The organism is Haloarcula salina (genome assembly GCF_010119195.1).
Taxonomy (GTDB): Archaea; Halobacteriota; Halobacteria; order Halobacteriales; family Haloarculaceae; genus Haloarcula; species Haloarcula salina.
Map to the genome: position 1 here is coordinate 338498 of NZ_WRXL01000002.1, position 22779 is coordinate 361276.

Below are 22779 nucleotides of genomic sequence, written 5' to 3' on the forward strand. Positions count from 1 at the left end.
ACTGATTAGGGGCTGGCGGTCGAGGCGACGTGCATGTCGAGCCGAGCGGTCGCCCGCCGTCTGTCGGTCGTGAGCCGCGGGCTTCGGGCGGTGAGCGCCGATGCGTGAACGGAGCGCGCTGGTCGCCGCGTCGCTGGCGGTGCTGGCGCTCACCGCCGGAATCGGCGCGCTGGCGACGACGTCGCTCGACGATCCGGACGCCTCGCCCTCGAGCGCAGGTCGATCGAGCGCCGACGGTGCGTCCAGCGGGCGATTCGCGGCCCTCCACGCCGCCGGCGTCACCGGCGAGAACGTCTCCGTCGGCGTCGTCGATCCGACCGGATTCGACGTCCGCCGTGGGGGTCTTCGGCCGCACGTCGCCGAGACGCGCGCGTTCGGGACCAGAGGGCTACGCGCCGGCGACGACGACCACGGAACGGCCGCGGCGCGGGTGCTCGCCCGGACTGCCCCGGACGCCAATCTCTACCTCGCGCGCGTCGACGGCGTCGACAGCTACCGGCGCGCGGTCGACTGGCTCCTCGCCGAAGGAGTCGACGTGATCGTCGCGCCGGTCGCGTTCTACGGCCAGCCCGGCGACGGGACCGGGCCGGTCGCCAGGGCGACGACGCGGGCCGCGAACGAGGGGGTGCTGTTCGTCGCGCCGACGGGGAACCTCGCCGAGTCCCACTGGTCGGGGCGCTACGATGGCGAGACCGCGGCGAACGGGACGGTGCTGTTCGCGAACGACAGCCGCCGGAACTTCGTCCGCGGCGACACCGAGATGACCGTCTGGCTCTCCTGGGGCCGGGAGGGGCGGAACGAGGACTACACCGCCGAACTGTACCGGACAAACGGCACCGTCTCCCGGCTCGTCGCCCGCTCACAGCCGTACCGCGCCGACGCGGTCCCGAACGAGCGCATCGTCGCCGACGTGGAGCCGGGGCGCTACTACCTCGTCGTTCACGGGCCGAGCGAGCCGACGGGGACCCGCGTGCGGCTGGTGTCGCCGACCCACGAGTTCCAGCACGCGGTCGCCGACGGGAGCGTCGTCGCGCCGGGGACCGCCCGCGGCGCGGTCACCGTCGGGGCCTACAACACCCGCGTCGATCGGGTCGAACCGTACAGTTCGCGCGGGCCGACGGCCGACGGGCGGACGGGTGTCGACCTCGTCGCGCCCGACCGTCGCTTCGCCGACGCGTCGTCGTCCGAGTTCGTCGGTTCCTCAGCCGCGGTCCCCTACGTCGGCGGGACCGCCGCGCTGTTGCTGGACGCCGACCCGACGCTGTCGCCGCGGCGGGCTGCGCTCCTGCTCGAACTCACGGCCCGAGACGTCGGCCGACCGGGTATCGACGCCGCGACCGGTCACGGCGAGGTGGCACCGGACCGCGCCGTCCGGGCCGCGACCAACGAGTCGGCGACTTAAATCTCGTTTTGAGCCTGCGACAGGGTTTTGCTGTCCGCCCCGTCAGGCGTGAGTGACGACGATCTATGTCTGGCCTCATCGAGTCCCTCCAGGATCGCTCGGCGACCGCGGACGAAGACCCGCGCGTGCTCGACGTGGCGGAGACGGAGACGGACGCCGTGCTCGACGCGCTCGCCTCTGACACCGGTCGGTCGCTGTTTCGGACCCTCTTCGACCAGCCGGGGACCGCCTCGGAGATCGCCGAGCGCTGTGACACCTCCGTCCAGAACGCCCACTACCACCTCTCGAACCTCGAATCGGCGGACCTCGTCGAACCGATCGACACGATATACTCCGAGAAGGGCAACGAGATGACGGTGTACGGCCCGGCCAACGATCCCATCGTGCTGGTCGGCGACAGCGACCTGGGGCCGCGGGTCGAGCAGTCGCTGACCGACGTGCTCGCGGGCCTCGGCCTCCTCGGCGTCGCCAGCCTGTTCGTCCAGTGGGGGGCCGAGCGGCTGGCCGCGTCCGCCCGTGGCACGAGCGTCCTCGCGCCCGCCAGCCCGAACGCGGGGCCGGTACAGCCGACCGGGACGCTCGCGCACCTCGTCTTCGAGGTGGTCGAGCCCGGCGTGCTCTTCTTCTGTGGCTGTCTCGCGATCCTCGGCCTGGTCGCGCTGGCGACGGACGCGTAAAAACCGGGGCTCTTCGGTCGAGAAGCGGCCTGCGCTCAGCCGCGAATCGCTCGCAAGACGACGGCGATTCCGGCGATGCCCACGAGGCCGCCGAGGGCGAGAACGCCGGCACCGGAACCGAGCGCGCTCCGCTGTCCCACCGGGTCGTCGCCGCCCGTCACGGAGGCGGTCGTCGACTCGCCAGACTGTGAGGCCGTCTCGTTCCTGGCGGTGACGACGAGCGTCCCGATCTCGTCGGGTTCGCCGTCGATTTCCGACCCGCGATACAGCGTGAGGTCGTAGTTCCCGGCGTCGAGTCGGCTATCCAGCGCGACCTCTGACCCGGGCCGCACCGAGACGGCGTCGGCGTCCGCCGCCGTCGAGAGCGTCGCGCCCTCGCGGCCGGCCGACGTCGCGTCGAACCGCACGACTGCGCGACCGTCACCGTTTCCGTCTCGGACGGTCGCGTTGATCTCGTAGCCCGAGTCGGGACTGCCGATAGAGAGTGACACGGCGTCCGCGTCGGCCAGTACGATCGGGACCTCGGCGGTCGCGCTCTGTCCGGTCCGGACGACTGCGCGCTCGAACCCGAACTCCCCGGCCTCTTCGACGACGTACTCCCCGTCAGTCGCGCCGTCGTCCACTATCTGAAGTGTTCCCGCGACATCGGGACTCCCGCCGGTATCCGTCCCGTCGAACAGTCGGTATTCGTAGGCCGCGGGGTCGAGCGGCGACGAGAGGGTGGGTTCGGGACGGGTGACCGAGACCGAGTCGCCGTCGTCGGCCGCCGTGAGCGTCGGGGCGTCGGTCCCGGCGCTCGTCGTGTTGAACAGGACCAGCACCTCGCCGTCGTCGTCGCCGTCAGTGACGGTCGCGTTGATCACGTAGTTGACCTCCGGACCACCGACGGAGAGCGTCCGCGTTTCGTCACCGTCCATCGGAACGGGGATCTCGGCCGTCCCGCCCTGTTCGACCGTGACGACGGTCGGGTCGCTCGCGGCCTCCGAGGGCGTCGGCGTCTCCGGAATCGGGTCGGTACAGTCGTCTTCGCACGCGCGGACCGTCCCGCTCCGGTTGGCTAGCTCGGTCCCGTCGGCGTGGACGGCGAGTTCGTAGCTCGTGTTCGCCGGGACGGCGGAGAGGCCGAGCACGGCGGCGAATGCTCCGTCGTCCTGTACCTCGGTGTGTGACTGATAGAGGAACGGGGTCTCGGGCTCAGTCGACTGGATCCGGACCGTCACTTCCGTTCCGGGCTCGACGGTGGTCTCTCCGGTCACCACCTGCTGCTGGGCGGCCACGAGCGGGAAGCTGTCCTCGTCGAACGAGGTCTGTTGCTCGGCCGCGGCCGGGAGCGTTCCGACGGCGGCGGCTCCGAGGACGAGGGCAACGAGCGCGAGCGAGCGCGCGCTCACGGCACCACCCCCACGGAACGCGGGAGCGGTCGGTGTCTGTGCGGCGGTGTTACCCACGGAGATACCGCGGATGGAGGGCACTTCGCTGGCATGCGGGCGAACGTTCGCCTCGGGACCCAAAACGCGCTCCGATAGCTTAAATCCAGTTTGAAACCGACGGCGCTGTCTCCCTCGTCACGGGTCTGTGGGACCTGCGACGACCGTCGAAGACCCTCCATTTTCGGGCCACTGCGGGCATCGGGCGGTCTGATTCCCCGGGCGTGCGGTGAATACATCCGGAACGTTCAGTATTCAGTGTCCTATATGAGGGGGTATGAGCGAAGTGGCCAGCGACGACGTGGTGGGGCCACCGGTCCCGACATCCCGTTCCGGCGAGGCGACGACCGGACAGTCCCGCGCGGAGGCGAGGCGATGACAGGCTCGCCGGCGACGAACAGCGTGGTGTTGATCACCGTCGACTCGCTGCGGGCGGACGCGCTGGGCGGGACGGACAGTCCGTCACCGGTGCTGGACTCTCTGGCCGAGGACGGCGTCGTGTTCGAAAACGCCGTCGCGCAGGGGAACTGGACGCCGTTCTCGTTCCCGAGCATCCACGGTTCCAGGCCGGTGTTCACAGAGAGCGACGACATCGGCCTGGCGTCGACGCCGACGCTCGCCGAGCGGCTGTCCGAGGCGGGCATCGAGACGGCGGGATTCAACGCCGCGAACGGCTTCCTCACGGACCACTGGGGCTACGACCGGGGGTTCGACGAGTTCGAGCCGTTCGTCGAGAGCGGCGGCTACAGCAAGTACCTCGCCGCCCACCCGACCGTGCAGGCGTGGGTCCAACTGGGCGCGTCGCCGTTCAAGCGCGCCGCGACGTTCCTTCGCGGCGGGTCCGACGAACGCCCTTTCGCCGACGTGTCGCGGATGGGCGACCTCGAAGAGCGCGCGACGACGTTCCTCGAAGGGACGGACGGCCCGTTCTTCCTCTGGGTCCACTACATGGACACGCACACGCCGTACGTCCCCGCTCCGCGGCACATCCGCGAGGTCTCGGACAACCACTTCGGCGTCCTGCGGATGCTGGGGTCGCACATCCGGACCGGTCTGGGCTGGGAGGTCGACGAGCGGACGCTGGAGACGCTGCGCACGCTGTACGAGGCGACGGTCCGGCAGGTCGACGCGAGCGTCGGTCGCCTGCTGGAGACGCTCGATACCGAGGGCCACGCCGACGACACGGCCGTCGTCGTCGCCGGCGACCACGGCGAGGAGTTCCTCAACCACGGCCACCTCGCGCACTACCCGAAACTCTACCGCGAACTCGTCGACGTGCCCTACATCGTCTCGACGCCGGACGGCGACCGCCGGCGGGTCGAGACGCCGGTCGGCCTCGACACGATCCCGCCGACCGTCTGTGACCTGCTGTCGCTCTCCCCCGCGGACGAGTGGGACGGCGAGTCCGTCGCGCCGGCCGTCAGCGGCGAGGCAATCGCGGACCGCGGTCCCATCGTCTCGGCGGCGGTCCGGGGCGAGAGCGTGACCAGCCAGCCGATTCCGCGGAGTCGGACCGACGGCGAACTCCTCCTGAGCGCGCGTGACGAGCGCTACACGTACATCGAGTTCACCGACTCGGGCCGGCGAGAACTGTACGACCGGGCGAACGATCCCGGCGAACAGGAGGACCTCTGTGCCGACGCGACCGACGCGGATCCGCCCGAGACGGTGCTCGACAGGCTCTCGTCGGCCGTTTCCGACCACCTCGACGCGCTCGACGAGCAGACGGGCTCGAACGGGACGAGCGCCGACACGTCCGAGGAGATAACAGCACGACTAAAGGCGCTCGGTTATCAGTAGCGACGTATGGCGTCAGCTGTCGTCACGCCGGCACGGCGACAGCAACTCGTTCGCTTCTTTCTCGTCGGACTGCTGGCCGCGCTCGTCCAGACCGCGCTGCTGTGGACGTTCGTCACAGTCGCCAGACTGCACTATCTGGTCGCGGGGGCGATCGCCATCGAGATCACGATCCTCCTCCAGTACGTGCTCAACAACGCCTGGACGTTCCACCGCTCGGCGCACTCGACGCTCAGGGAGTACCTCGTCGGGATGGGCAAGACCAACCTCGTCCGCGTCTCGGCGCTCCTGATCCAGCTCGGCATCCTCTACGTGTTCGTCACGTCGGGGGCCGTGGAGTACGTGCTCGCCAGCAGCGGGACGACTGCGACCTGGCAGAGCTCGGAGATCCTGCTCGCGAACGCGGGGGCCATCGCCCTGACCGGCGTCTACCGGTACGCGCTCGACGCCTACTGGACGTGGGGCTAGACGGTCGGGACCGGGGCCTCGTCGAGGACGGTCCGCATCACGGCCCGCTTGTCGACCTGTTCGACGCGGGCGTCGGGCGTCAGGACGAGCCGGTGGGCCAGCGCCGGCTGGGCCACGCGTTTGATGTCGTCCGGCGTGACGTACTCCCGGCCGGCGATGGCGGCCATCGCGCGGGCGGCCTCGAACAGCCGCTGTGTGCCGCGCGGTGACACGCCGACGTCCACGCGGTGGTCCTCTCGCGTGGCGCGCACGAGGTCGGCCATGTACTGCAGGAGATCATCGTCGACGGTGATCGATTCCGGGACGGCCCGGAGCGCCTGTACCGACTCGGTGTCGAGCACCGGCTCGACGGTCGGGCTCTGCGTCGTTCGCCCGGCCCGCCGGCGGAGGAGTTCGACCTCGCCCTCGCCGTCGGGGTAGCCGAGCGAGGTCTTCGCGAGGAACCGGTCGACCTGGGCCTCTGGGAGTTCGAACGTCCCCTCCATGTCGACGGGGTTCTGCGTCGCGATGACGAAAAACGGCGTCGGCAGCTCGTACGTGTCGCCGTCGACCGTGACCTGTCCCTCCTCCATCGCTTCGAGCAGCGCGGACTGGGTCTTCGGCGGCGCGCGGTTGATCTCGTCGGCCAGCACGACGTTGGCGAACACCGGCCCTTCGGTGAACTCGAAGGCGCGCGACTGCTCGTTGAAGACGTGCGTCCCGGTGATGTCGGCCGGGAGCAGGTCCGGCGTGAACTGAATACGCGAGAACGACAGGCCGAGCGCGGTCGCCACGCTTCGGGCGGTCAGCGTCTTGCCCGTCCCGGGGACGTCTTCCAGCAGGACGTGGCCCTTCGCGACGACGCCCAGCAGCACCGTCTCGAAGAATCCCCTGTCAGCGACGACCGCGCTGCCGATCTCGTCGAGCACCCGACTCGACACCTCGCTTGCCTCGGTAGCGTCCATATCCTGTCATGTCCCGGGCCCGGTAAATGCGTATCGAGAGCCGCGGTCGCCGATCACGACCCGGCGCGGCCCGCCGGAGGACGCCGACAGCGCCGATTGCGGTGTCGCCCCTTATACGACCCCGAGGGGCGGGAAAACCGAACAATGAACCCTTATATGCGAGTACTTCTAACCGGCAGACGATAGGAGATACCGGAATGAGTAATCCATGGATCGCCATCGGCGCGCTCGCGGTCGTGGCAGTTGCCATCCCGATCAGCATGATGGCAGTTTCGAGCCTCTTGCGGCCCAGCGTGCCGGAACAAGGTAAACGCGCCACCTACGAGTCCGGCGAAGTGCCGACAGGCAGCAGCCAGCAGATCAAGTTCAATATCCAGTACTACATGGTCGCGCTGCTGTTCGTCATCTTCGACATCGAGACCGTCCTCATCTTCCCGTGGACGGTCATCTACCGCGACGCCGTCGCCGCGGTCGGGATGACGAAAGTGCTCCTGCCGATGGTCGTATTCATCGGTGTGCTCGTCGTCGGACTGGGGTGGGCCTGGCGAAACGGCGCAGTCCAGTGGGTGCGCAGCCCGCGCGCCACGAAGGGGGCAGACACGTATGAGTAGTGACCAGACACCACCGGCCGTCGAAGACGTATCGACACAGGAGGCCCGCATGGGTGACGGGGCCGACGACCGCTTCAACTCGACGCTGCGCGAAGCGTTCGGATCGACGCCGTTCATCCTGACCAAGTTCGACAAGTTCATGAACTGGGTCCGGGGCTCCTCGATGTTCATGCTGCAGTTCGGGATCGCCTGCTGTAGCATCGAGATGATCCACACCTACGCGATCAAGCACGACCTCGACCGCTTCGGAGCTGGGGTCCCGCGCGCCTCTCCGCGCCAGGCGGACGTGATCATCGTCCCGGGGACCATCGTCTCGAAGTTCGCCCCGCGGATGAAGCGGGTCTACGACCAGATGCCCGAGCCCAAGTTCGTCGTCTCGATGGGGTCGTGTACCATCTCCGGGGGCCCGTTCCAGGAGGGGTACAACGTCATCAAGGGCGCAGAGGAGGTCATCCCGGTCGACATCCACGTCCCGGGCTGCCCGCCGCGCCCGGAGGCGCTGATCTACGGCGTCGCCAAGCTCCAGGAGCGCGTCGCCAACGGCGAGTCCTCGCCGGTGACGGTCAAGCCCTACGAACTGGAGCAGTTCGGCGATCTCGAACAGGACGAGCTCGTGGACAAGCTCGCGAGCGAGATCGACGAGGACGACCTCGTGATGCGGTACAACTGGAACGATTCCCCCTGATCCATGAGTCTTGAAAAACCATCACGCGACACGGAACTCGACGTGGGCGCGACGGAGGACGGGCTGGACTACGACGCGCTCGCGGACCTGCTCGGCGGACACGTCCTCGACCGCGAGGAACACGTCAACGCCGAGGGGTTCGTCATCCGCCCGGACGAAGTGCAGGACGTCCTCTCGACGCTGCGACAGGAGGTCGGCTTCGACCACCTGAGCTGCGTCACCGCACAGGAGTACGACGACCGCTACGAGTCGATCTACCACCTGCGCAAGTACGCCGACCCCACGCAGGAACTCTCGGTCGTCGTCCCCTCGCCGAAGGACGACCCGCACAACGAGTCGGCCGCTCGCGTCTACGACACCGCGGACTGGCACGAGCGGGAGGCGTACGACCTCGTCGGCATCGAGTACGACGACCACCCCGACCTGCGGCGCATCCTCCTGCCCGAGACCTGGCAGGGACACCCGCTGAGCCAGGACTACAACCAGGATCAGCCACAGATCGTCCCGCTCCGGGAGAACGCCAACCCGCTGCAGGACGACCATCGAAGCGAGGACGACCCGGACACGATGTTCGTCAACATCGGTCCCCACCACCCGGCGACCCACGGCGTCCTCCACGTCGAGACGGTGCTCGACGGCGAGCAGATCGCCAGCCTCGAGCCGGACATCGGCTACCTGCACCGCTGTGAAGAGCAGATGTGCCAGCAGGGCACGTACCGCCACCAGATCATGCCCTACCCCGACCGGTGGGACTACATCTCGGCCGGCATCCTCAACGAGTGGGCCTACGCACGCGCGGCCGAGGACCTGGCGGACATCGAGGTCCCCGAGTACGCACAGATCATCCGGACGATGTCCGCGGAGATGTGCCGAATCGCCGCGCACATGCTCGCGCTGGCGACGTTCGCGCTGGACGTGTTCGGCGACTTCACCGCCGTCTTCCAGTACGGCATCCGCGACCGCGAGATCGTTCAGAACCTGCTTGAGGACCTGACCGGTCAGCGGCTGATGTTCAACTACCTCCGCCTGGGCGGGGTCGCCTGGGACCTCCCGGAGCCCCGCGAGGAGTACTTCGAGAAGGTCCGGGACTTCCTCGACGGGCTCCCACACAAGCTCGAAGAGTACCACGACCTCGTCACCGGAAACGAGATCTTCCAGATGCGGTGTGTCGACACCGGCGTCCTCTCGCGGGATCAGGTCAAGCAGTACGGTGCGACCGGTCCGGTCGCCCGCGGTTCGGGCGTCGACTACGACCTCCGGCGGGACGACCCCTACGGCTACTACGACGAACTCGACTGGGACGTCGTCACGGAACAGGGCGGCGACAACTTCTCGCGCGTTCTCGTTCGGATGCGCGAGGTCGAGGAGTCGGCCCGGATCATCTCCCAGTGCGTCGACCTGCTGGAAGACTGGCCCGAGGACGACCGCGAGATCCAGGCCAACGTGCCGCGGACGCTCCGGCCCGACCCCGACAAGGAGGTCTACCGCGCGGTCGAGGGCGCCAAGGGCGAACTCGGCATCTACATCCGCTCGGACGGGACGGACAAGCCCGCCCGGTTCAAGATCCGCAGCCCGTGTTTCTCGAACTTGCAGACGCTGCCGGAGATGTCCCAGGGCGAGTACATCCCTGACATGATCGCCTCGCTGGGCAGCCTCGACATCGTGCTCGGGGAGGTGGACCGTTAATGCAGTCCGCGCCCCTGCCAGAGACGCTCGCGAACCTCCTCGGGTTCGATCCCAACAGCACGCCGGTGATGATCGTGATGAGCCTGATCGGTGCGGCGCTGATCGGGACGCTCATGATGACGAACACGGCGCTGGCCGGTCCGTGGGCCAAGCGGAAGATCACCGCCGCGTTCACCGACCGGATCGCGGTCAATCGGATCGGTCCGTTCGGCCTGTTCATCATCGTGGCAGACGCCGTCCGCCTGCTCTCGAAGGAACTCATCGTCCCCGAGGGCGTCGACCGTCCGGCGTGGGACCTCGCGCCCCTGGTCATCGCGAGCACCGCCCTGCTCGGGTTCGCCGTGATCCCGATGGGCAACGGTATCCAGCTGGCCGACCCCGAGGTTGGCCTGGCCTACGTGTTCGCGACGGCCTCGATGGCCTCCGTCGGCCTCGTGATGGCCGGCTACGCGTCGAACAACAAGTACTCGTTCCTCGGCGGTCTGCGCGCCGTCGCACAGAACGTCGCGTACGAGATCCCGCTCATCCTCACGGGGGCGTCGGTCGTCATCTTCGCCGGCTCGCTCCAGATGAGCGAGATCGTCGCGGCCCAGCAGCAGTCGCTGATCGGCCCGCTGCCGTCGTGGTACGCCTTCGTGAACCCCTTCGCGTTCGTGCTGTTCCTCATCGCGAACCTCGCGGAGGTCGGCCGCAACCCATTCGACATTCCGGAAGCGCCGACCGAGATCGTCGCCGGGTACCAGACCGAGTACTCCTCGGTGTACTTCGTGCTCGTCTACCTGGGCGAGTTCATCCACATCTTCCTCGGCGGCGCGATCATCGCCACCATCTTCCTCGGCGGACCGGCCGGTCCGGTCCTGCCGGGCATCGTGTGGTTCATGATCAAGATCTGGGGCGTCTTCCTGTTCACGCAGTGGGCCCGCTCGGCGGTGCCCCGCGTCCGGATCGACCAGCTCATCGAGATCGGCTGGAAGGGCATGCTGGTGCTCTCGCTGGCGAACCTGCTGCTGACCGCGGTCATCGTCGGGGTGATCGCCTGATGTCCCGCACGCGAGCGAACGGAGGTGACCTGTCATGATTGGAATCCTGAAATCGATGGCGACGACGATGAAACACGCCCTCGACGGGGAGACGTTCACGGTGGAGTACCCGGACGTGGCCCCCGAGGTGAGCCCCCGCTTCCGCGGCGTCCACAAGTGGAGCCAGGAGCGGTGTATCTGGTGTCGGCAGTGCGAGAACGTCTGTCCGAACAACACGATCCAGATCGTGATGGACGAGCAGCGCAACGGCGAGCAGTACAACCTCCACATCGGCCAGTGTATCTACTGCCGGCTGTGCGAGGAGGTCTGTCCGACAGACGCCATCCTGCTGACCCAGAACTTCGAGTTCACCGCGGACACGAAAGACGAGTTCGCCTACGACAAGGAGCAGCTCAAGAACGTGCCGTGGTACAAGGACATTGACCCGCTCGAATCCCGCGAACCGGACCGGGGCGCGTGGATCGGCGAGGGCGACGGCGAAGTGGACTACCAGTAGAACAGACGGCAGTTTTTTCCGAGTCTTCGAGGCCTCGACTCGGGACCTGGTTCTCAGCATGCTTTCCGTTGGGTGACCACCGCTCTGACTGAGGTCAGCCGCGACCGGAACGGTAGCATCGCCGAAGGTCGGCGTAAAAAATTGGCGGTATCGATGCCCACGTGCGCGGCGAATCCCCTCGTATTGGTTGCCGGACCGATAGGTCCGCGATTCGTCTGACACGCGGCCCACGAGCGCGGGGACATACCGGCAAACAGTGGCTCTACTGGCGAGACGAAAGAGGAATCTTCAAAGGGCCGCCGGCAAGAGTCTCCAAGTAAGATGGCACTGTACGAGTCAATCGCGTTCGCGCTGTTCGCTCTGGTGACAGTGGGCAGCGCGGCGGGCGTCGTGTTAGTCCGGGACGTCTGGCACTCGGCGCTGTTACTGGGCGTGTCACTGGTCAGCGTCGCAGTGTTCTACGTGATGAACCAGGCGGCGTTCGTCGCAACGATGCAGATCCTGGTGTACGTCGGCGGCGTCCTCGTCCTCATCACCTTCGCGGTGATGCTGACCCGCGAGGACGAGTCGGTGATCGAGGTGGCACCATGACCAACAAACCCGAACTGCACACGGAGGGGAGTTTCGTCGCTGGACTGGCCGCGATCGCCCTGTTCGTCGTCCTCGGTGCCGTGTTCATGGGCGTCTCGTTTCCGACGCCCGCTGGCTTCGGCGAGGGCGCGGCGATAACCAAGAGCCTCGGCGCGGCGATGTTCGACATCGCGCCGAGCGCGATCATGGGCGAGGGCGAATCGGCCGTCCCGAGCGAGGGCTTCCTCGTCGCGTTCGAGATCATCGACGTGGTCCTCGTCGCGGCGCTCGTCGGGGCCGTGATGCTCGCGCGCCGCGAGGACGCCGGCGAGATCGTCTCGCTCGCGTTCGGCGGGACCGAAACCGACCAGCAGTCCGTCGCCGCGGACGGCGGCGAGCCGACCGCCCCGTCGGACGAGACCGGGGGTGACGACGCGTGATCCCCGCAGAGACGTACCTGCTGCTCTCGGCGGCGGTGTTCTGTATCGGACTGTTCGGCATCCTCACCCGACGGAACGCCCTCATCTTCCTGATGTCCGTCGAACTGATGCTGAACGCCGCGAACATCAACTTCGTCGCGTTCTCGCTCCAGCACGGGAACCTCACCGGCCAGGTGTTCGCGCTGTTCGGGATGGCGCTGGCCGCCGCGGAGGTCGCCATCGGCATCGGCATCATCCTGGTCCTGTACCGCAACTTCACGGACGTGGACGTGACGAAGGCGACGACGATGAGGTGGTAACAGATGGCTGCATTCACATACGCTCCGGCGATCGTCTTGCTGCCGTTCGTATCGTTCCTCGTGGCGCTGTTCGCCGGCGACCGCATGCCGAAAGGCGGCGCGCTCGCCGGGATCACCGCGACGGGTGGATCGCTCCTGCTGTCGATCTGGGTCGCGCTGACCGTCGCCGGCGGTGAGACGTACAACCAGTTCGTCTACACGTGGGTCGCAGGCGTCGAGTCCCTGCAACTCCGATTCGGACTGCTGCTCGACCCGCTGTCGGCGCTCATGCTGCTGATCGTCTGTCTGATCTCCTTCCTCGTGCACATCTTCTCGCTCGGATACATGAACGACGAGGACGAGACCGGACTACCGCGCTACTACGCCGGTCTCGGTCTGTTCACGGCGAGCATGCTCGGGTTCGTCGTCGCCAACAACCTCCTGATGGCGTTCATGTTCTTCGAGCTGGTGGGCCTGTGTTCGTACCTGCTCATCGGCTTCTGGTTCCGCGAGGCGGGACCGCCGAGCGCCGCGAAGAAGGCGTTCCTGGTCACCCGCTTCGGTGACTACTTCTTCCTCATCGGCGTCGTCGGCATCTTCGCGACCTTCGGCACGGGCCTGTTCGCGCCCGTCACGCAGGGCGGTGAGGTCGTCGCCGAGAGCTTCCCGGTGCTGGCCGAGCACGCCGTTATAGATGGCGAGACGGAGTCCATCGCGATGCTCGACACCGTCGGGATGAGCGCGCAGGCCTGGTTCACGGTCCTCGGCCTGCTCGTGCTGGGCGGCGTCATCGGGAAGTCCGCGCAGTTCCCGCTACACACGTGGCTCCCGGACGCGATGGAAGGCCCGACGCCCGTCTCGGCGCTCATCCACGCGGCGACGATGGTCGCGGCCGGCGTCTACCTCGTCGCGCGCATGTACGGCTTCTACGCCATCTCCCCGACGGCGCTCGCGGTCATCGCGCTCGTCGGCGGCTTCACGGCCCTGTTCGCGGCGACGATGGGCCTCGTGAAACAGGAGATCAAGCAGGTCCTCGCGTACTCCACCATCTCCCAGTACGGGTACATGATGCTCGCGCTGGGTTCCGGCGGGTACATCGCCGCGGTCTTCCACCTGACAACCCACGCCGTGTTCAAGGCGCTGCTGTTCCTCGGCGCGGGATCGGTCATCATCGCCATGCACCACAACGAGAACATGTGGGACATGGGCGGCCTGAAAGAGCGCATGCCGGTGACCTACTGGACGTTCCTCTCCGGATCGCTCGCGCTCGCCGGCATCGTTCCGTTCGCCGGCTTCTGGTCCAAGGACGAGGTGCTCTACGAGGCGCTCATCCACGGCTTCGGGACGGAGGGCGGCCTCGGCACGGCGTATCTCCTCGCGTACGCGATGGGGCTGCTCGCCGTGTTCTTCACCGGCTTCTACACCTTCCGGATGGTCTACCTGACGTTCCACGGGAACGCCCGCTCCGACACCGCACGCGACCCCGTTCCGGTTCGCTGGAACGTCAAGGGGCCGCTCGCGGTCCTCGGGTTCCTCGCCGCGACCATCGGGTTCATCAACATGAAGCCCGTCGCGGAACTGACCGGGGCGCACATCGACTTCCTGCACGTGTGGCTCAACGGCCCCGATGAGGGCGGCTGGCCCGCGGCGCTCAACACGGGACTGCACCACTACGAGACGCTCCTGCACGACGTGGCACACGTCACGAAGGGCTACCCGCTCGGTGAGACGCCGACGCTGCTCGCCTCTGCGGGCATCTCGCTGGGGCTTGCACTCGCCGGCGTGCTCGCGGCCCGGAGCCTCTATGCCGGTCCCGATCCGGTCGAGCACACGGACAAACTCGGCGGTCTGAAGACGGTACTCATGCACAACTACTACCAGGACGAGTATCAGGTGTGGCTCGCGACGGGTGTCACCTACCCGGTCGCGCGTGCGATGGACAAGTTCGATCAGGGCGTCGTCGACGGCGTCGTCAACGGCGTCTCCAGCGTGAGCCTGTTCGGCGGGAGCCGCATCCGCCGGATCCAGTCCGGCCTCGTCAGCAACTACGCGATGTTGTTGACGCTCGGGCTCGTGTTGCTGCTCGCGTTCTTCGGCGTCATGGGGGGGTGGTTCTGAATGTGGGTCGCCGCACTCATCGCCATCACGCTCCTCGGCGCGGGCGTCGTCTTCCTGGCCCCGAACCGGTACGCCGGGAAGCTCGCCGCCGGGATCAGTGCCGTCCCCGCCCTCATCAGCGTCTACATGTACTGGGTGTACCTCACGCAGTACGGCGGCACCGGTAACGCCCTGCTCTCGCCGGGCGACATCGCCTTCAGCCAGCAGATCCCGTGGATCTCGCTTGGCGGGCTCGAAGTGTCGTACTACGTCGGGCTCGACGGCGTCAGCATGCCGCTGCTCGCGCTGACGACCATCCTGACCACGCTCGCGCTGGTCTCCGCCTGGACGCCCATCGACGAGCGTCAGTCCCAGTTCTACGGGCTGATGCTCCTGATGGAGGTGAGCCTCATCGGCGTGTTCTCCGCGCTCGATTTCTTCCTCTGGTTCGTCTTCTGGGAGGGCGTGCTCATACCGATGTACCTGCTCATCGGCGTCTGGGGCGGCCCGCGCCGGAAGTACGCCGCGATCAAGTTCTTCGTGTACACGAACGTGGCGTCGCTGGTCATGTTCGCCGGCCTATTCGCGCTGGTGTTCGCCACCGACCTCACGTCGCTGGCCCTGCCCGCGATGGCCGAGGCGTTCCGTAACGCGAGCGGTCTGCCGACCGTCGCCGGAATCAACCTCATGACGCTCTCGTTCGTCATGATGTTCTTCGGCTTCGCGGTGAAGGTGCCCGTCTTCCCCCTGCACACGTGGCTCCCCGACGCACACGTCGAGGCCCCGACGCCGGTGTCGGTCATGCTGGCCGGGGTCCTCCTGAAGATGGGGACCTACGCCCTGCTGCGGTTCAACTTCACGATGCTCGCCGACACGGCCCGCCAGCTCGCGGTGCCGCTCGCCATCGTCGGCGTCGTCAGCGTCATCTACGGCGCGATGCTCGCGCTGGCACAGCGCGACCTCAAGCGCATCGTCGCGTACTCCTCCATCTCTTCGATGGGGTACGTCATCCTCGGACTGGTCGCGTTCACGCCCCACGGAATGGGCGGGGCGACCTTCCAGATGATCTCTCACGGTCTCATCTCGGGACTGATGTTCATGTCCGTCGGTGTCATCTACAACACGACGCACACGCGGATGGTCGGCGACATGTCCGGCCTCGCGGACCGGATGCCGTGGACGGTCGGCATCTTCGTCGCCGCCGCCTTCGGTTACATGGGCCTGCCGCTGATGAGCGGCTTCGCGGCCGAGTACCTCGTCTTCCTCGGCTCGTTCGACGCCGCGACGCTCGGCGGCGCGGCACCGGTGCTGACCGCCCTCGCGATGTTCGGCATCGTCGTCGTGGCCGGCTACCTGCTGTGGGCGATGCAGCGGACCCTCTTCGGGCCGTTCGCCATCGAGACGGACTACGACGTGGGCCCGGCCGCGTTCCACGACGTGGCCCCGCTCGCGGTGTTGCTCCTGCTGGTCATCGCGCTCGGCGTCGCTCCCGACCTCTCGTATGACATGATACAGCACTCGATTTCCCCGGTTCTCGACCTCGGAGGTGGTGCATAGATGGCACAGTTACCGAGCTGGATGGGGCTCGCGCCCGCGCTCGCGCTCGGACTGGCCTCGCTGGTCCTGCTGCTGTCTGACTCCATCGATCCGGACACGACGAACACGCCGGCGCTTGCCGGCATCTCCGTCGTGGGCTCGCTGGTCGCGCTGGCCTCGGCCGTCGGGTTCATCATCGGTGGCACGGGCGTCCCGACGAGTGAAGGCGGACAGGGGACCCCGGTCCTGTTCGGCGGTCAGCTAGTCGTCGACCAGATGGCTCTGTTCTTCATGGTCATCGTCGCCAGCGTGACTGCGCTGGTCGTGCTCGCGAGCTACGACTACGTGTCCGAGCACAGCTACCAGGCCGAGTTCTTCGCGCTGGTGATGCTGTCGGCGACCGGCATGACGCTTCTGAGCGCGGCCAACAGCCTCGCGACGGCGTTCGTCGCGCTCGAACTTGTGTCGCTTCCCTCGTACGCGCTCGTCGCGTTCCTCAAGAAGAACAGGGGCGGCGTCGAGGCGGGCCTGAAGTACTTCCTCATCGGCGCGGTGTCCTCGGCGGTGCTGGCCTACGGCATCTCGCTGGTGTACGCCGCGACCGGCGTCCTCCGGTTCGACGGCATCGCGACGGCCATCTCCAGCGGGACCATCCAGACCATCGTCGACGGATCGGTCCAGGCGCAGTCCGGCGAGCCCGCGGTGCCGATGTCGATTCTCGGCGTCGGGATCCTGATGGTCATCGGCGGCGTGGCGTTCAAGACCGCCGCCGTGCCGTTCCACTTCTGGGCACCGGAGGCCTACGAGGGCGCGCCCGCGCCCATCTCGGGCTTCCTCTCGTCGGCGTCGAAGGCCGCAGGCTTCGTGCTGGCGTTCCGCGTCTTCGCCGTCGCCTTCCCGATCGGCGACCTGCTCGCCACCGGCGGGGCGATCAACTGGGTCGTGGCCTTCCAGATCCTCGCCATCGCGACGATGTTCATCGGGAACTTCGCCGCGGCGACCCAGGAGAAGGTCAAGCGGATGCTGGCGTACTCCAGCGTCGGCCACGCCGGCTACGTGCTCATCGGCCTCGCCGCGGTGTCGGCCTCCGGTGAGGGGCTGAGCTTCAGTATCAGTGCCGGAATGTCCCACCTGCTGGTCTATGGCTTCATGAACACGGGCGCGTTCCTGTTCATCGCGCTGGCCGAGTACTGGGGCGTCGGCCGCCGCTTCGAGGACTACAACGGCCTCGGCAAGGAAGCGCCGGTCGCCTGCGCGGCGATGACGGTGTTCCTGTTCAGCCTGGCCGGCCTGCCGATCGGCGGCGGGTTCTTCTCGAAGTTCTACCTGTTCCAGGCGACGCTGAACGTCGGCGCGTGGTCGCTGGCCGCCGCGCTCATCATCAACAGCGCGCTGAGCCTGTTCTACTACTCCCGCGTCGTCAAGGCGATGTGGATCGAGGAGCCGACCGGCGAGCGCTCCATCGACTCGTACCCGATGGGCCTGTACACGGCCGTCGTCGGGGCGGCGATCGTGACGTTCCTGCTCGTCCCCGGCTTCAACCAGGTCTCGGAGATCGCCTTCCAGGCCGCGCAGTTGCTGTAGACGCCCGATTTCTGCTTTCTGTCGCTGTTCTCGCCTATCTCGTCCGATCAGACCGACTCGTACACGAACACGCCGCCGGTCTCACGCTGCTCGACGCGGTCGTCGGCTTCGAGTACGTCCAGGTGGCCGACGGCTTCGCTGAGTCCGGCGAAATACTCGGTCGCCGGCAGATCACCGAACAGGGCCGTCATCACGTCGACCGGGGTCGTCGCGCCGCCGGCGACGATCTCCGCGACCTCGTCGGTCCGCTGGTCGTGTTCGTCGAGGATAGTGTCGATGCGCTCTCGCGGTGAGTCGACGGGTTCGCGGTGACCGGTGAGAAAGCGGTCGTGTCCCTGCTCGCGGAGCCACCGCAGCGAGTCGTTGAACGCGGGCAGGACACGAGGGCGTTCGGCTCCGCGCTCCGGCGGGGCCTGGAGGAACGGGTTCGGCGTGATGTCGCCGAGGACGTTGTCGCCGACGAGCGCCTCGCGTCGGCCCTCGTCGTCGTAGGAGAAGATCAGTTCACCGGCGGCGTGCCCCTCGACGGTGTCGACAGTGAGCATCCGGTCGTCGACCGTCACCGTGTCACCGGCGTCCAGTTTGCGGTCGGTGTCGACGCTCTGCGCGTAGGCGAGAAACGCCTCCGGGAGCTGCGTGACCGTCGCGGCGGTTTCAGCGGATGTCCCACAGCGCTCGAAGAAGTCGACGAAGTACGACTGCTCGGTGTCGAGTTGCGCCGCGAAGTCCGCCATGATGCGTGCGGCCGGCGGACTGGCGAGGATTCGCGTGCCCTGGCTGGCGAAGCGCTTCGCCAACCCGAAGTGGTCTGGATGCGGGTGCGTGACCACGATCTGTTCGATGTCGGCGGGGGCGAGTTCGCGTGCCTCCAGCGCCTCGACCAGCCGTGACCACGCCTCCTCGCTGTCCGGGCCGGGATCGACGATCGTTCGGCCCGCGACGTAGGCGTTGACCGGACCCACCTGAAAAGGTGTAGGTATCGACACCCGCGTAAACATGTCTCGTCATAACGGTCGCCCGCTGAAAACAGTTCACCCCGATCCGGAGGGCTGGCAGGGGCGACACTTGGGCCGTAGGTCACTGAGAGTGGGTATATCAGGTAGTCGATTGTTACTAGCCGGGCACAAGAGATATATTCGTCCTTCACGTAGGGACAGATATGAACAAACACTTCGAGGACGCCCGGTACTACCTGAAGCGCGCTGGCGAGACGGCCACGAAAGGTGTCAAAGAGGAACTCGAACCAGTCGAAGAACGGTTCCGAGAACTCACCGGGAAAGAAGAAGAGCCCGAACCGAGCCGCCTCGACTCGGTGAAAGCCGACCTGAAGGAACTGCAGGGGAAGGCCGAGGGCGAAGCCGAGCAGGCGATAGCCGACGCTCGCGAGAAGATCGGAGCGTACCGCCAGAAAGAAGAGACCGAGGCGTAGTCGGAAAGCAATTCTTAAGGCATCCCCTCGAATAGCCACAGGTGAGCGGGTTGGTGATCTAGTCCGGTTATGATACCTCCTTCACACGGAGGAAGTCGGCGGTTCGAATCCGCCCCAACCCATACCCTGCCGCGAACACTGTGAGCGGCTGGTCTGGGTCGTCGATTCGGACCCTGCGAGACGAACGCTGTGAGTCTCGCTCCGGTGAGAATCCGCCCCAACCCATTCGTTTTGCGGTGAAGATCTGATAGAACAATCGCCGGGCCCGAGCGGTTACGAGTCGTGTGTCTCCAGCGAGGCACCGCAGTCAGGGCACTCGCCGTCGGTGATCGTCACTTGCATGTCGCAGGCGGGGCAGTAGTCGCGATAACAGGCGGGATCGCCCATACGAACACCGTCGGGCGCGATCGACGTGAACGTTTCTCACCGGCGAGACGCTCACCCCAGAGTATCGCTATCAGCATAGTACTTTCGCGGGTACTTCACTATCTGTATAGTAGCAATGGGCTTCTGTCCATTACGACTGTACTGTTGTATGCGCGACACCGCCGACCAGGGGTCGACCACCGAAACTGCTCGCCCGCCCGACGACACTACCCACGGACCCGCGCCGCTCTCGCAGGAACGGGATACGTCATCGGAGAGCAGTCGGGAACGGGAGCCACTCGGCGTGGAGTTCTGTCTCAGCCACGCCGGGCTGGTCCTGACGGATGCCGTTGCGTCCGGCAGTGACGTAACCGTCTCCCTGGAACAACAGGTGGCCGACGGCGAATCGACACTGCTGGTGGTCGCCGTCGAGGGCGACGACTTCGAGGGATTCGAGGCGGCACTCGGCGCGGACGCGACTGTTACCGACCCCGCCGTACTGGACCGCAGTCCGAGCAGACGGCTCTATCGCGTCGAGGTAACCGGCGAGGCGGAACGGATCACACCGTCGCTCGTCCGTTCGGGCGGTCGCGTCCTCGAGATGCGAACCGCCGACGGACAGTGGCAGGTCTGCGCGCAGTTCGTCTCACGGACGGCGCTCTCGGAGTTCCGGGCCGTCTGTACCGACCGGAACGTCACCTTCAGACTCGACCGCCTGTACCGGACGGGTGGCGGGTCGAACGCTGGCGTCTGTGGTCTGACCGCTGACCAGCAAACGGCGCTCGAAACCGCGCACCGCGAGGGATACTTCGACGTTCCACGCGGGATTTCACAGGCCGAGCTGGCGGACGAACTCGGGATTTCGCCGTCGGCAGTGTCACAGCGGATCCGCCGCGGGCTGGATCAGGTCCTCGGGTCGGAACTCGACGTGCCCACGGAGTAAGCGAGTCGAATGTGGTAACTCGGTACCGGAATCGAACAGAGTGCGGAGATAAGGCGTGATTACTACATCTATCAACCGATTAACCACACGAGCGGAGACGTTGATCGGTAATGCCAGTCCTCGTCCGATCGGTGATGCTGTGCCAAAAAGGATATTATTCCGCTCTGACAGTCATATGGTATGGGATACAGAATCGTCAGTGGACTATGCACGTTTCTCCTCTTGGTCGCAGTCGTCTCTCTCTCCGTCGGTGTCGTCGCAGCCAATAGTGCAGCTCCGCAAGCCGAGAACGCGACGGTCGTCACGAACGAGAGCGGACCCGCGATAGCGACGGTCCAGCCGACACAGGCCGTCGATCGCGGACCGAACGGAACTGCCTTCGTCTGGGAACGGATCGACGGCGAGCGCGCCAGCGGCTATCAAATCGCGACGAGCGTCGTCTCACCGGGGGCGAACGCGTCGGTCTGTCTGCGCGCGAACGGATCGGTCTCGTGTGCGCCCGTTGGCCCCGACGGACACGTGAACCTCTCGACCCCGGGCGCTGACGGACTCGCGTCGCTCACTGTCTCTCTCTCTAACGCGAGTTCGAACGCGACGCTCGACGCCGAGACGGTCCCGCTTCAGGCGATCGAGCGGACCGGGGACCTCGATGCCGACGGTCTCAACAACAGCAACGAGATCGAACTGGGGACGAACCTGACCACCGCCGACAGCGACGGCGATGGGCTGACCGACGGTGCGGAAGTGCACCAGTACGGGACCGATCCGTCCATCGCCGACACTGACGAGGACGGACTGGTCGACGCCGCCGAGGTACGGGGCGGGTCCGACCCGACGCTGGCCGACACGGACCGGGACGGACTGGTCGACGAGCGCGAACTGGCGGTGGGAACGAACCCGTCGGCGATCGACACCGACGGTGACGGCCTGACCGACCAGCGGGAGGTCTCGGGGAAGACCGACCCGACAGTTGCCGACACAGACGGTGACGGCGTGCTGGACGGGACGGAACTGAAGATCGGTACCAACCCGGCGAAGGCCGACAGCGATGGGGACGGCATCGCCGACGGGCGCGAGCGCTCGCTCGGGACGAACCCGACGGTGGTCGACACTGATGGCGACGGCCTCAGCGACGGCGCGGAACTCCGGGCCGGGACCGAGCCGACGGTCTCCGACACCGACGGTGACGGCCTCGCCGACGGCCGCGAACTGGAGGTCGGAACGTCGCCGCTGACGGTCGACACCGACAGCGACGGCCTCAGCGACGGCACCGAGGTCTCGACGACCGGAACGTCGCCGCTCGCGTCCGACTCCGACGGCGACTTGCTCAGCGATCAGCAGGAAGTCACCTGGGGGACGGACCCGAACAGCGCGCTCACACCGGCGTGGGTCACGTCCGCGTTCCTCGGTTTCGTCATCGGAATCGGGCTGACGGTCGCCGCGATCAGGCGCGGCTCGCTCACGGATCTCTCCGCGTCGCTCAGGCTGTTCGTCTACCGCTCGCTCGAATTCGACAGGGAAATCATCGAGATCAATAGGCAGATCGAGGCCGGCGACGAACAGCGTGGGGCACCGGACGAACCGATGTCCGATGCGGAGTGCGCGAGTGACGTGTTCGAGCGTGCCGACACGGAACTCGTCCCCGACGAGCGACTCGTCACGATGATGCTGAAAGCCGAGAGCGGCCGAATGCACCAGAGCGACATCGTCGCGGCCACGGACTGGTCGAAGGCGAAGGTCAGCCGGCTGCTCTCGAGCATGGCCGACGCCGACGACGTCGTAAAGATTCGCCTCGGACGCGAGAACCTCATCTGTCTGGAGCGGGCCAAGCCCGCCGCCGCGACGCCCACTCACGCTGCGAATCCGACCGACGGACGGCCGCCCACACCGGGCGGATAACTCTCCGCCACGGACATCCGGGCCAGCCCGGTCGATAGTCACATCTCTCTTCCGCACCCGGCGCTCGCGCCCGCTTCACTCGCTCGCAGGACCATCACGTGAACGAGTCGATTCCTCGTCCGCGATCCCGACACCCCTCCGCATCACCTCGAATTGGCCGAATTTGTCCTCCTCAAGCCCGTACATGGTCGAATTCGATATTCGAGGTATGTTATCAGCTCTGACATGTGTCTGGCGGATTTGCGCGAAACGGTTCGGTATCCTACATAATCTCCAGCAGAAACGCGAAAACGGTTGTCTATCTGTCTCGAAACGATCGGCCGAACCGAAGCATCGGCTAACGTGCCGAAAATGGGCTACTGTGGGCCCATATGTCCGGTTCTCTCGCTGTGAACTGACGGTAA

Annotated in this window: 22 protein-coding genes and 1 tRNA gene; 19 read left to right on the forward strand and 4 right to left on the reverse strand. The window is 66.6% G+C overall.

What is annotated here, in order from left to right:
• Positions 1 to 100 precede the first annotated feature (100 nt).
• Entirely contained in the window at positions 101 to 1402 is a 1302-nt protein-coding gene (locus GM656_RS06700) for a S8 family serine peptidase (protein WP_162412893.1), read from the forward strand.
• A gap of 65 nt (positions 1403 to 1467) precedes the next feature.
• Positions 1468 to 2079: an ArsR/SmtB family transcription factor gene (locus GM656_RS06705; protein ID WP_162412894.1), complete on the forward strand. Its 612-nt coding sequence runs from the start codon at positions 1468 to 1470 to the stop codon at positions 2077 to 2079.
• A 35-nt stretch (positions 2080 to 2114) separates the two neighbouring features.
• On the opposite strand, the gene GM656_RS06710 is transcribed toward GM656_RS06705, so the two are convergent.
• Entirely contained in the window at positions 2115 to 3470 is a 1356-nt protein-coding gene (locus GM656_RS06710) for a DUF7827 domain-containing protein (RefSeq protein ID WP_162412895.1), read from the reverse strand.
• Positions 3471 to 3881: 411 nt separating this feature from the next.
• Here GM656_RS06710 and GM656_RS06715 point away from each other — a divergent pair, with 411 nt between their 5' ends.
• Positions 3882 to 5306: a sulfatase-like hydrolase/transferase gene (locus GM656_RS06715; RefSeq protein WP_162412896.1), complete on the forward strand. Its 1425-nt coding sequence runs from the start codon at positions 3882 to 3884 to the stop codon at positions 5304 to 5306.
• 6 nt (positions 5307 to 5312) lie between these two features.
• Complete coding sequence (locus GM656_RS06720; protein ID WP_162412897.1) at positions 5313 to 5771, forward strand: GtrA family protein; 459 nt, start codon at positions 5313 to 5315, stop codon at positions 5769 to 5771.
• Here GM656_RS06720 and GM656_RS06725 read toward each other — a convergent pair.
• The gene (locus GM656_RS06725; RefSeq protein ID WP_162412898.1) at positions 5768 to 6715 is read right to left on the reverse strand and encodes an AAA family ATPase; all 948 of its coding nucleotides are present in this window, start codon (positions 6713 to 6715) and stop codon (positions 5768 to 5770) included. The two genes, GM656_RS06720 and GM656_RS06725, sit on opposite strands and share 4 nt — an antisense overlap.
• 197 nt (positions 6716 to 6912) lie before the next feature.
• Here GM656_RS06725 and GM656_RS06730 point away from each other — a divergent pair, with 197 nt between their 5' ends.
• The 11 genes from GM656_RS06730 (at position 6913) to GM656_RS06780 (ending at position 17738) form a co-directional block, all read left to right on the forward strand.
• Positions 6913 to 7326, forward strand: coding sequence for an NADH-quinone oxidoreductase subunit A (locus GM656_RS06730; protein ID WP_162412899.1), 414 nt, complete (start codon positions 6913 to 6915; stop codon positions 7324 to 7326).
• Positions 7319 to 8011 (forward strand): NADH-quinone oxidoreductase subunit B, encoded by a 693-nt coding sequence (locus GM656_RS06735; RefSeq protein ID WP_162412900.1) that lies wholly within the window; start codon positions 7319 to 7321, stop codon positions 8009 to 8011. The genes GM656_RS06730 and GM656_RS06735 overlap by 8 nt, the downstream gene beginning before the upstream one ends.
• A 3-nt stretch (positions 8012 to 8014) precedes the next feature.
• Positions 8015 to 9697 carry an NADH-quinone oxidoreductase subunit D gene (locus GM656_RS06740; protein WP_162412901.1) on the forward strand — a complete coding sequence of 561 codons (1683 nt, stop codon included), beginning with the start codon at positions 8015 to 8017 and terminating at the stop codon, positions 9695 to 9697.
• Positions 9697 to 10737, forward strand: a complete 1041-nt coding sequence (locus GM656_RS06745; protein ID WP_162412902.1) for a complex I subunit 1/NuoH family protein — start codon at positions 9697 to 9699, stop codon at positions 10735 to 10737. Before GM656_RS06740 ends, GM656_RS06745 begins: the two co-directional genes overlap by 1 nt.
• Before the next feature lie 34 nt (positions 10738 to 10771).
• Complete coding sequence (locus GM656_RS06750; protein ID WP_004518194.1) at positions 10772 to 11233, forward strand: NuoI/complex I 23 kDa subunit family protein; 462 nt, start codon at positions 10772 to 10774, stop codon at positions 11231 to 11233.
• Between the two features lie 321 nt (positions 11234 to 11554).
• Entirely contained in the window at positions 11555 to 11824 is a 270-nt protein-coding gene (locus GM656_RS06755) for an NADH-quinone oxidoreductase subunit J (protein ID WP_162412903.1), read from the forward strand.
• Positions 11821 to 12243 (forward strand): NADH-quinone oxidoreductase subunit J family protein, encoded by a 423-nt coding sequence (locus tag GM656_RS06760; RefSeq protein ID WP_162412904.1) that lies wholly within the window; start codon positions 11821 to 11823, stop codon positions 12241 to 12243. Before GM656_RS06755 ends, GM656_RS06760 begins: the two co-directional genes overlap by 4 nt.
• Complete coding sequence (gene nuoK / locus GM656_RS06765; RefSeq protein WP_162412905.1) at positions 12240 to 12542, forward strand: NADH-quinone oxidoreductase subunit NuoK; 303 nt, start codon at positions 12240 to 12242, stop codon at positions 12540 to 12542. Before GM656_RS06760 ends, nuoK begins: the two co-directional genes overlap by 4 nt.
• A gap of 3 nt (positions 12543 to 12545) precedes the next feature.
• Positions 12546 to 14639, forward strand: coding sequence for an NADH-quinone oxidoreductase subunit L (nuoL, locus tag GM656_RS06770; RefSeq protein WP_162412906.1), 2094 nt, complete (start codon positions 12546 to 12548; stop codon positions 14637 to 14639).
• Positions 14640 to 16175, forward strand: coding sequence for a complex I subunit 4 family protein (locus GM656_RS06775; protein WP_162412907.1), 1536 nt, complete (start codon positions 14640 to 14642; stop codon positions 16173 to 16175). It begins immediately after the preceding gene.
• Positions 16176 to 17738 (forward strand): NADH-quinone oxidoreductase subunit N, encoded by a 1563-nt coding sequence (locus GM656_RS06780; protein ID WP_162412908.1) that lies wholly within the window; start codon positions 16176 to 16178, stop codon positions 17736 to 17738.
• A 47-nt stretch (positions 17739 to 17785) separates the two neighbouring features.
• Here GM656_RS06780 and GM656_RS06785 read toward each other — a convergent pair whose 3' ends face one another.
• Entirely contained in the window at positions 17786 to 18736 is a 951-nt protein-coding gene (locus tag GM656_RS06785) for an MBL fold metallo-hydrolase (RefSeq protein WP_162412909.1), read from the reverse strand.
• Positions 18737 to 18897: 161 nt separating this feature from the next.
• Here GM656_RS06785 and GM656_RS06790 point away from each other — a divergent pair, with 161 nt between their 5' ends.
• Together GM656_RS06790 and GM656_RS06795 are read left to right on the forward strand one after the other, a co-directional pair.
• Positions 18898 to 19167 carry a DUF7553 family protein gene (locus GM656_RS06790; protein WP_162412910.1) on the forward strand — a complete coding sequence of 90 codons (270 nt, stop codon included), beginning with the start codon at positions 18898 to 18900 and terminating at the stop codon, positions 19165 to 19167.
• A gap of 47 nt (positions 19168 to 19214) precedes the next feature.
• Positions 19215 to 19289, forward strand: a tRNA-Val gene (locus GM656_RS06795).
• A gap of 151 nt (positions 19290 to 19440) precedes the next feature.
• On the opposite strand, the gene GM656_RS19315 is transcribed toward GM656_RS06795, so the two are convergent.
• Complete coding sequence (locus GM656_RS19315) at positions 19441 to 19554, reverse strand: DUF2089 domain-containing protein (protein ID WP_217284957.1); 114 nt, start codon at positions 19552 to 19554, stop codon at positions 19441 to 19443.
• 148 nt (positions 19555 to 19702) lie between these two features.
• Here GM656_RS19315 and GM656_RS06800 point away from each other — a divergent pair, with 148 nt between their 5' ends.
• On the forward strand, positions 19703 to 20476 hold the full coding sequence (locus GM656_RS06800) for a helix-turn-helix domain-containing protein (RefSeq protein ID WP_162412911.1): 774 nt from the start codon (positions 19703 to 19705) through the stop codon (positions 20474 to 20476).
• Between the two features lie 180 nt (positions 20477 to 20656).
• Positions 20657 to 22375: a DUF7343 domain-containing protein gene (locus GM656_RS06805; protein WP_162412912.1), complete on the forward strand. Its 1719-nt coding sequence runs from the start codon at positions 20657 to 20659 to the stop codon at positions 22373 to 22375.
• Positions 22376 to 22779: the final 404 nt, after the last annotated feature.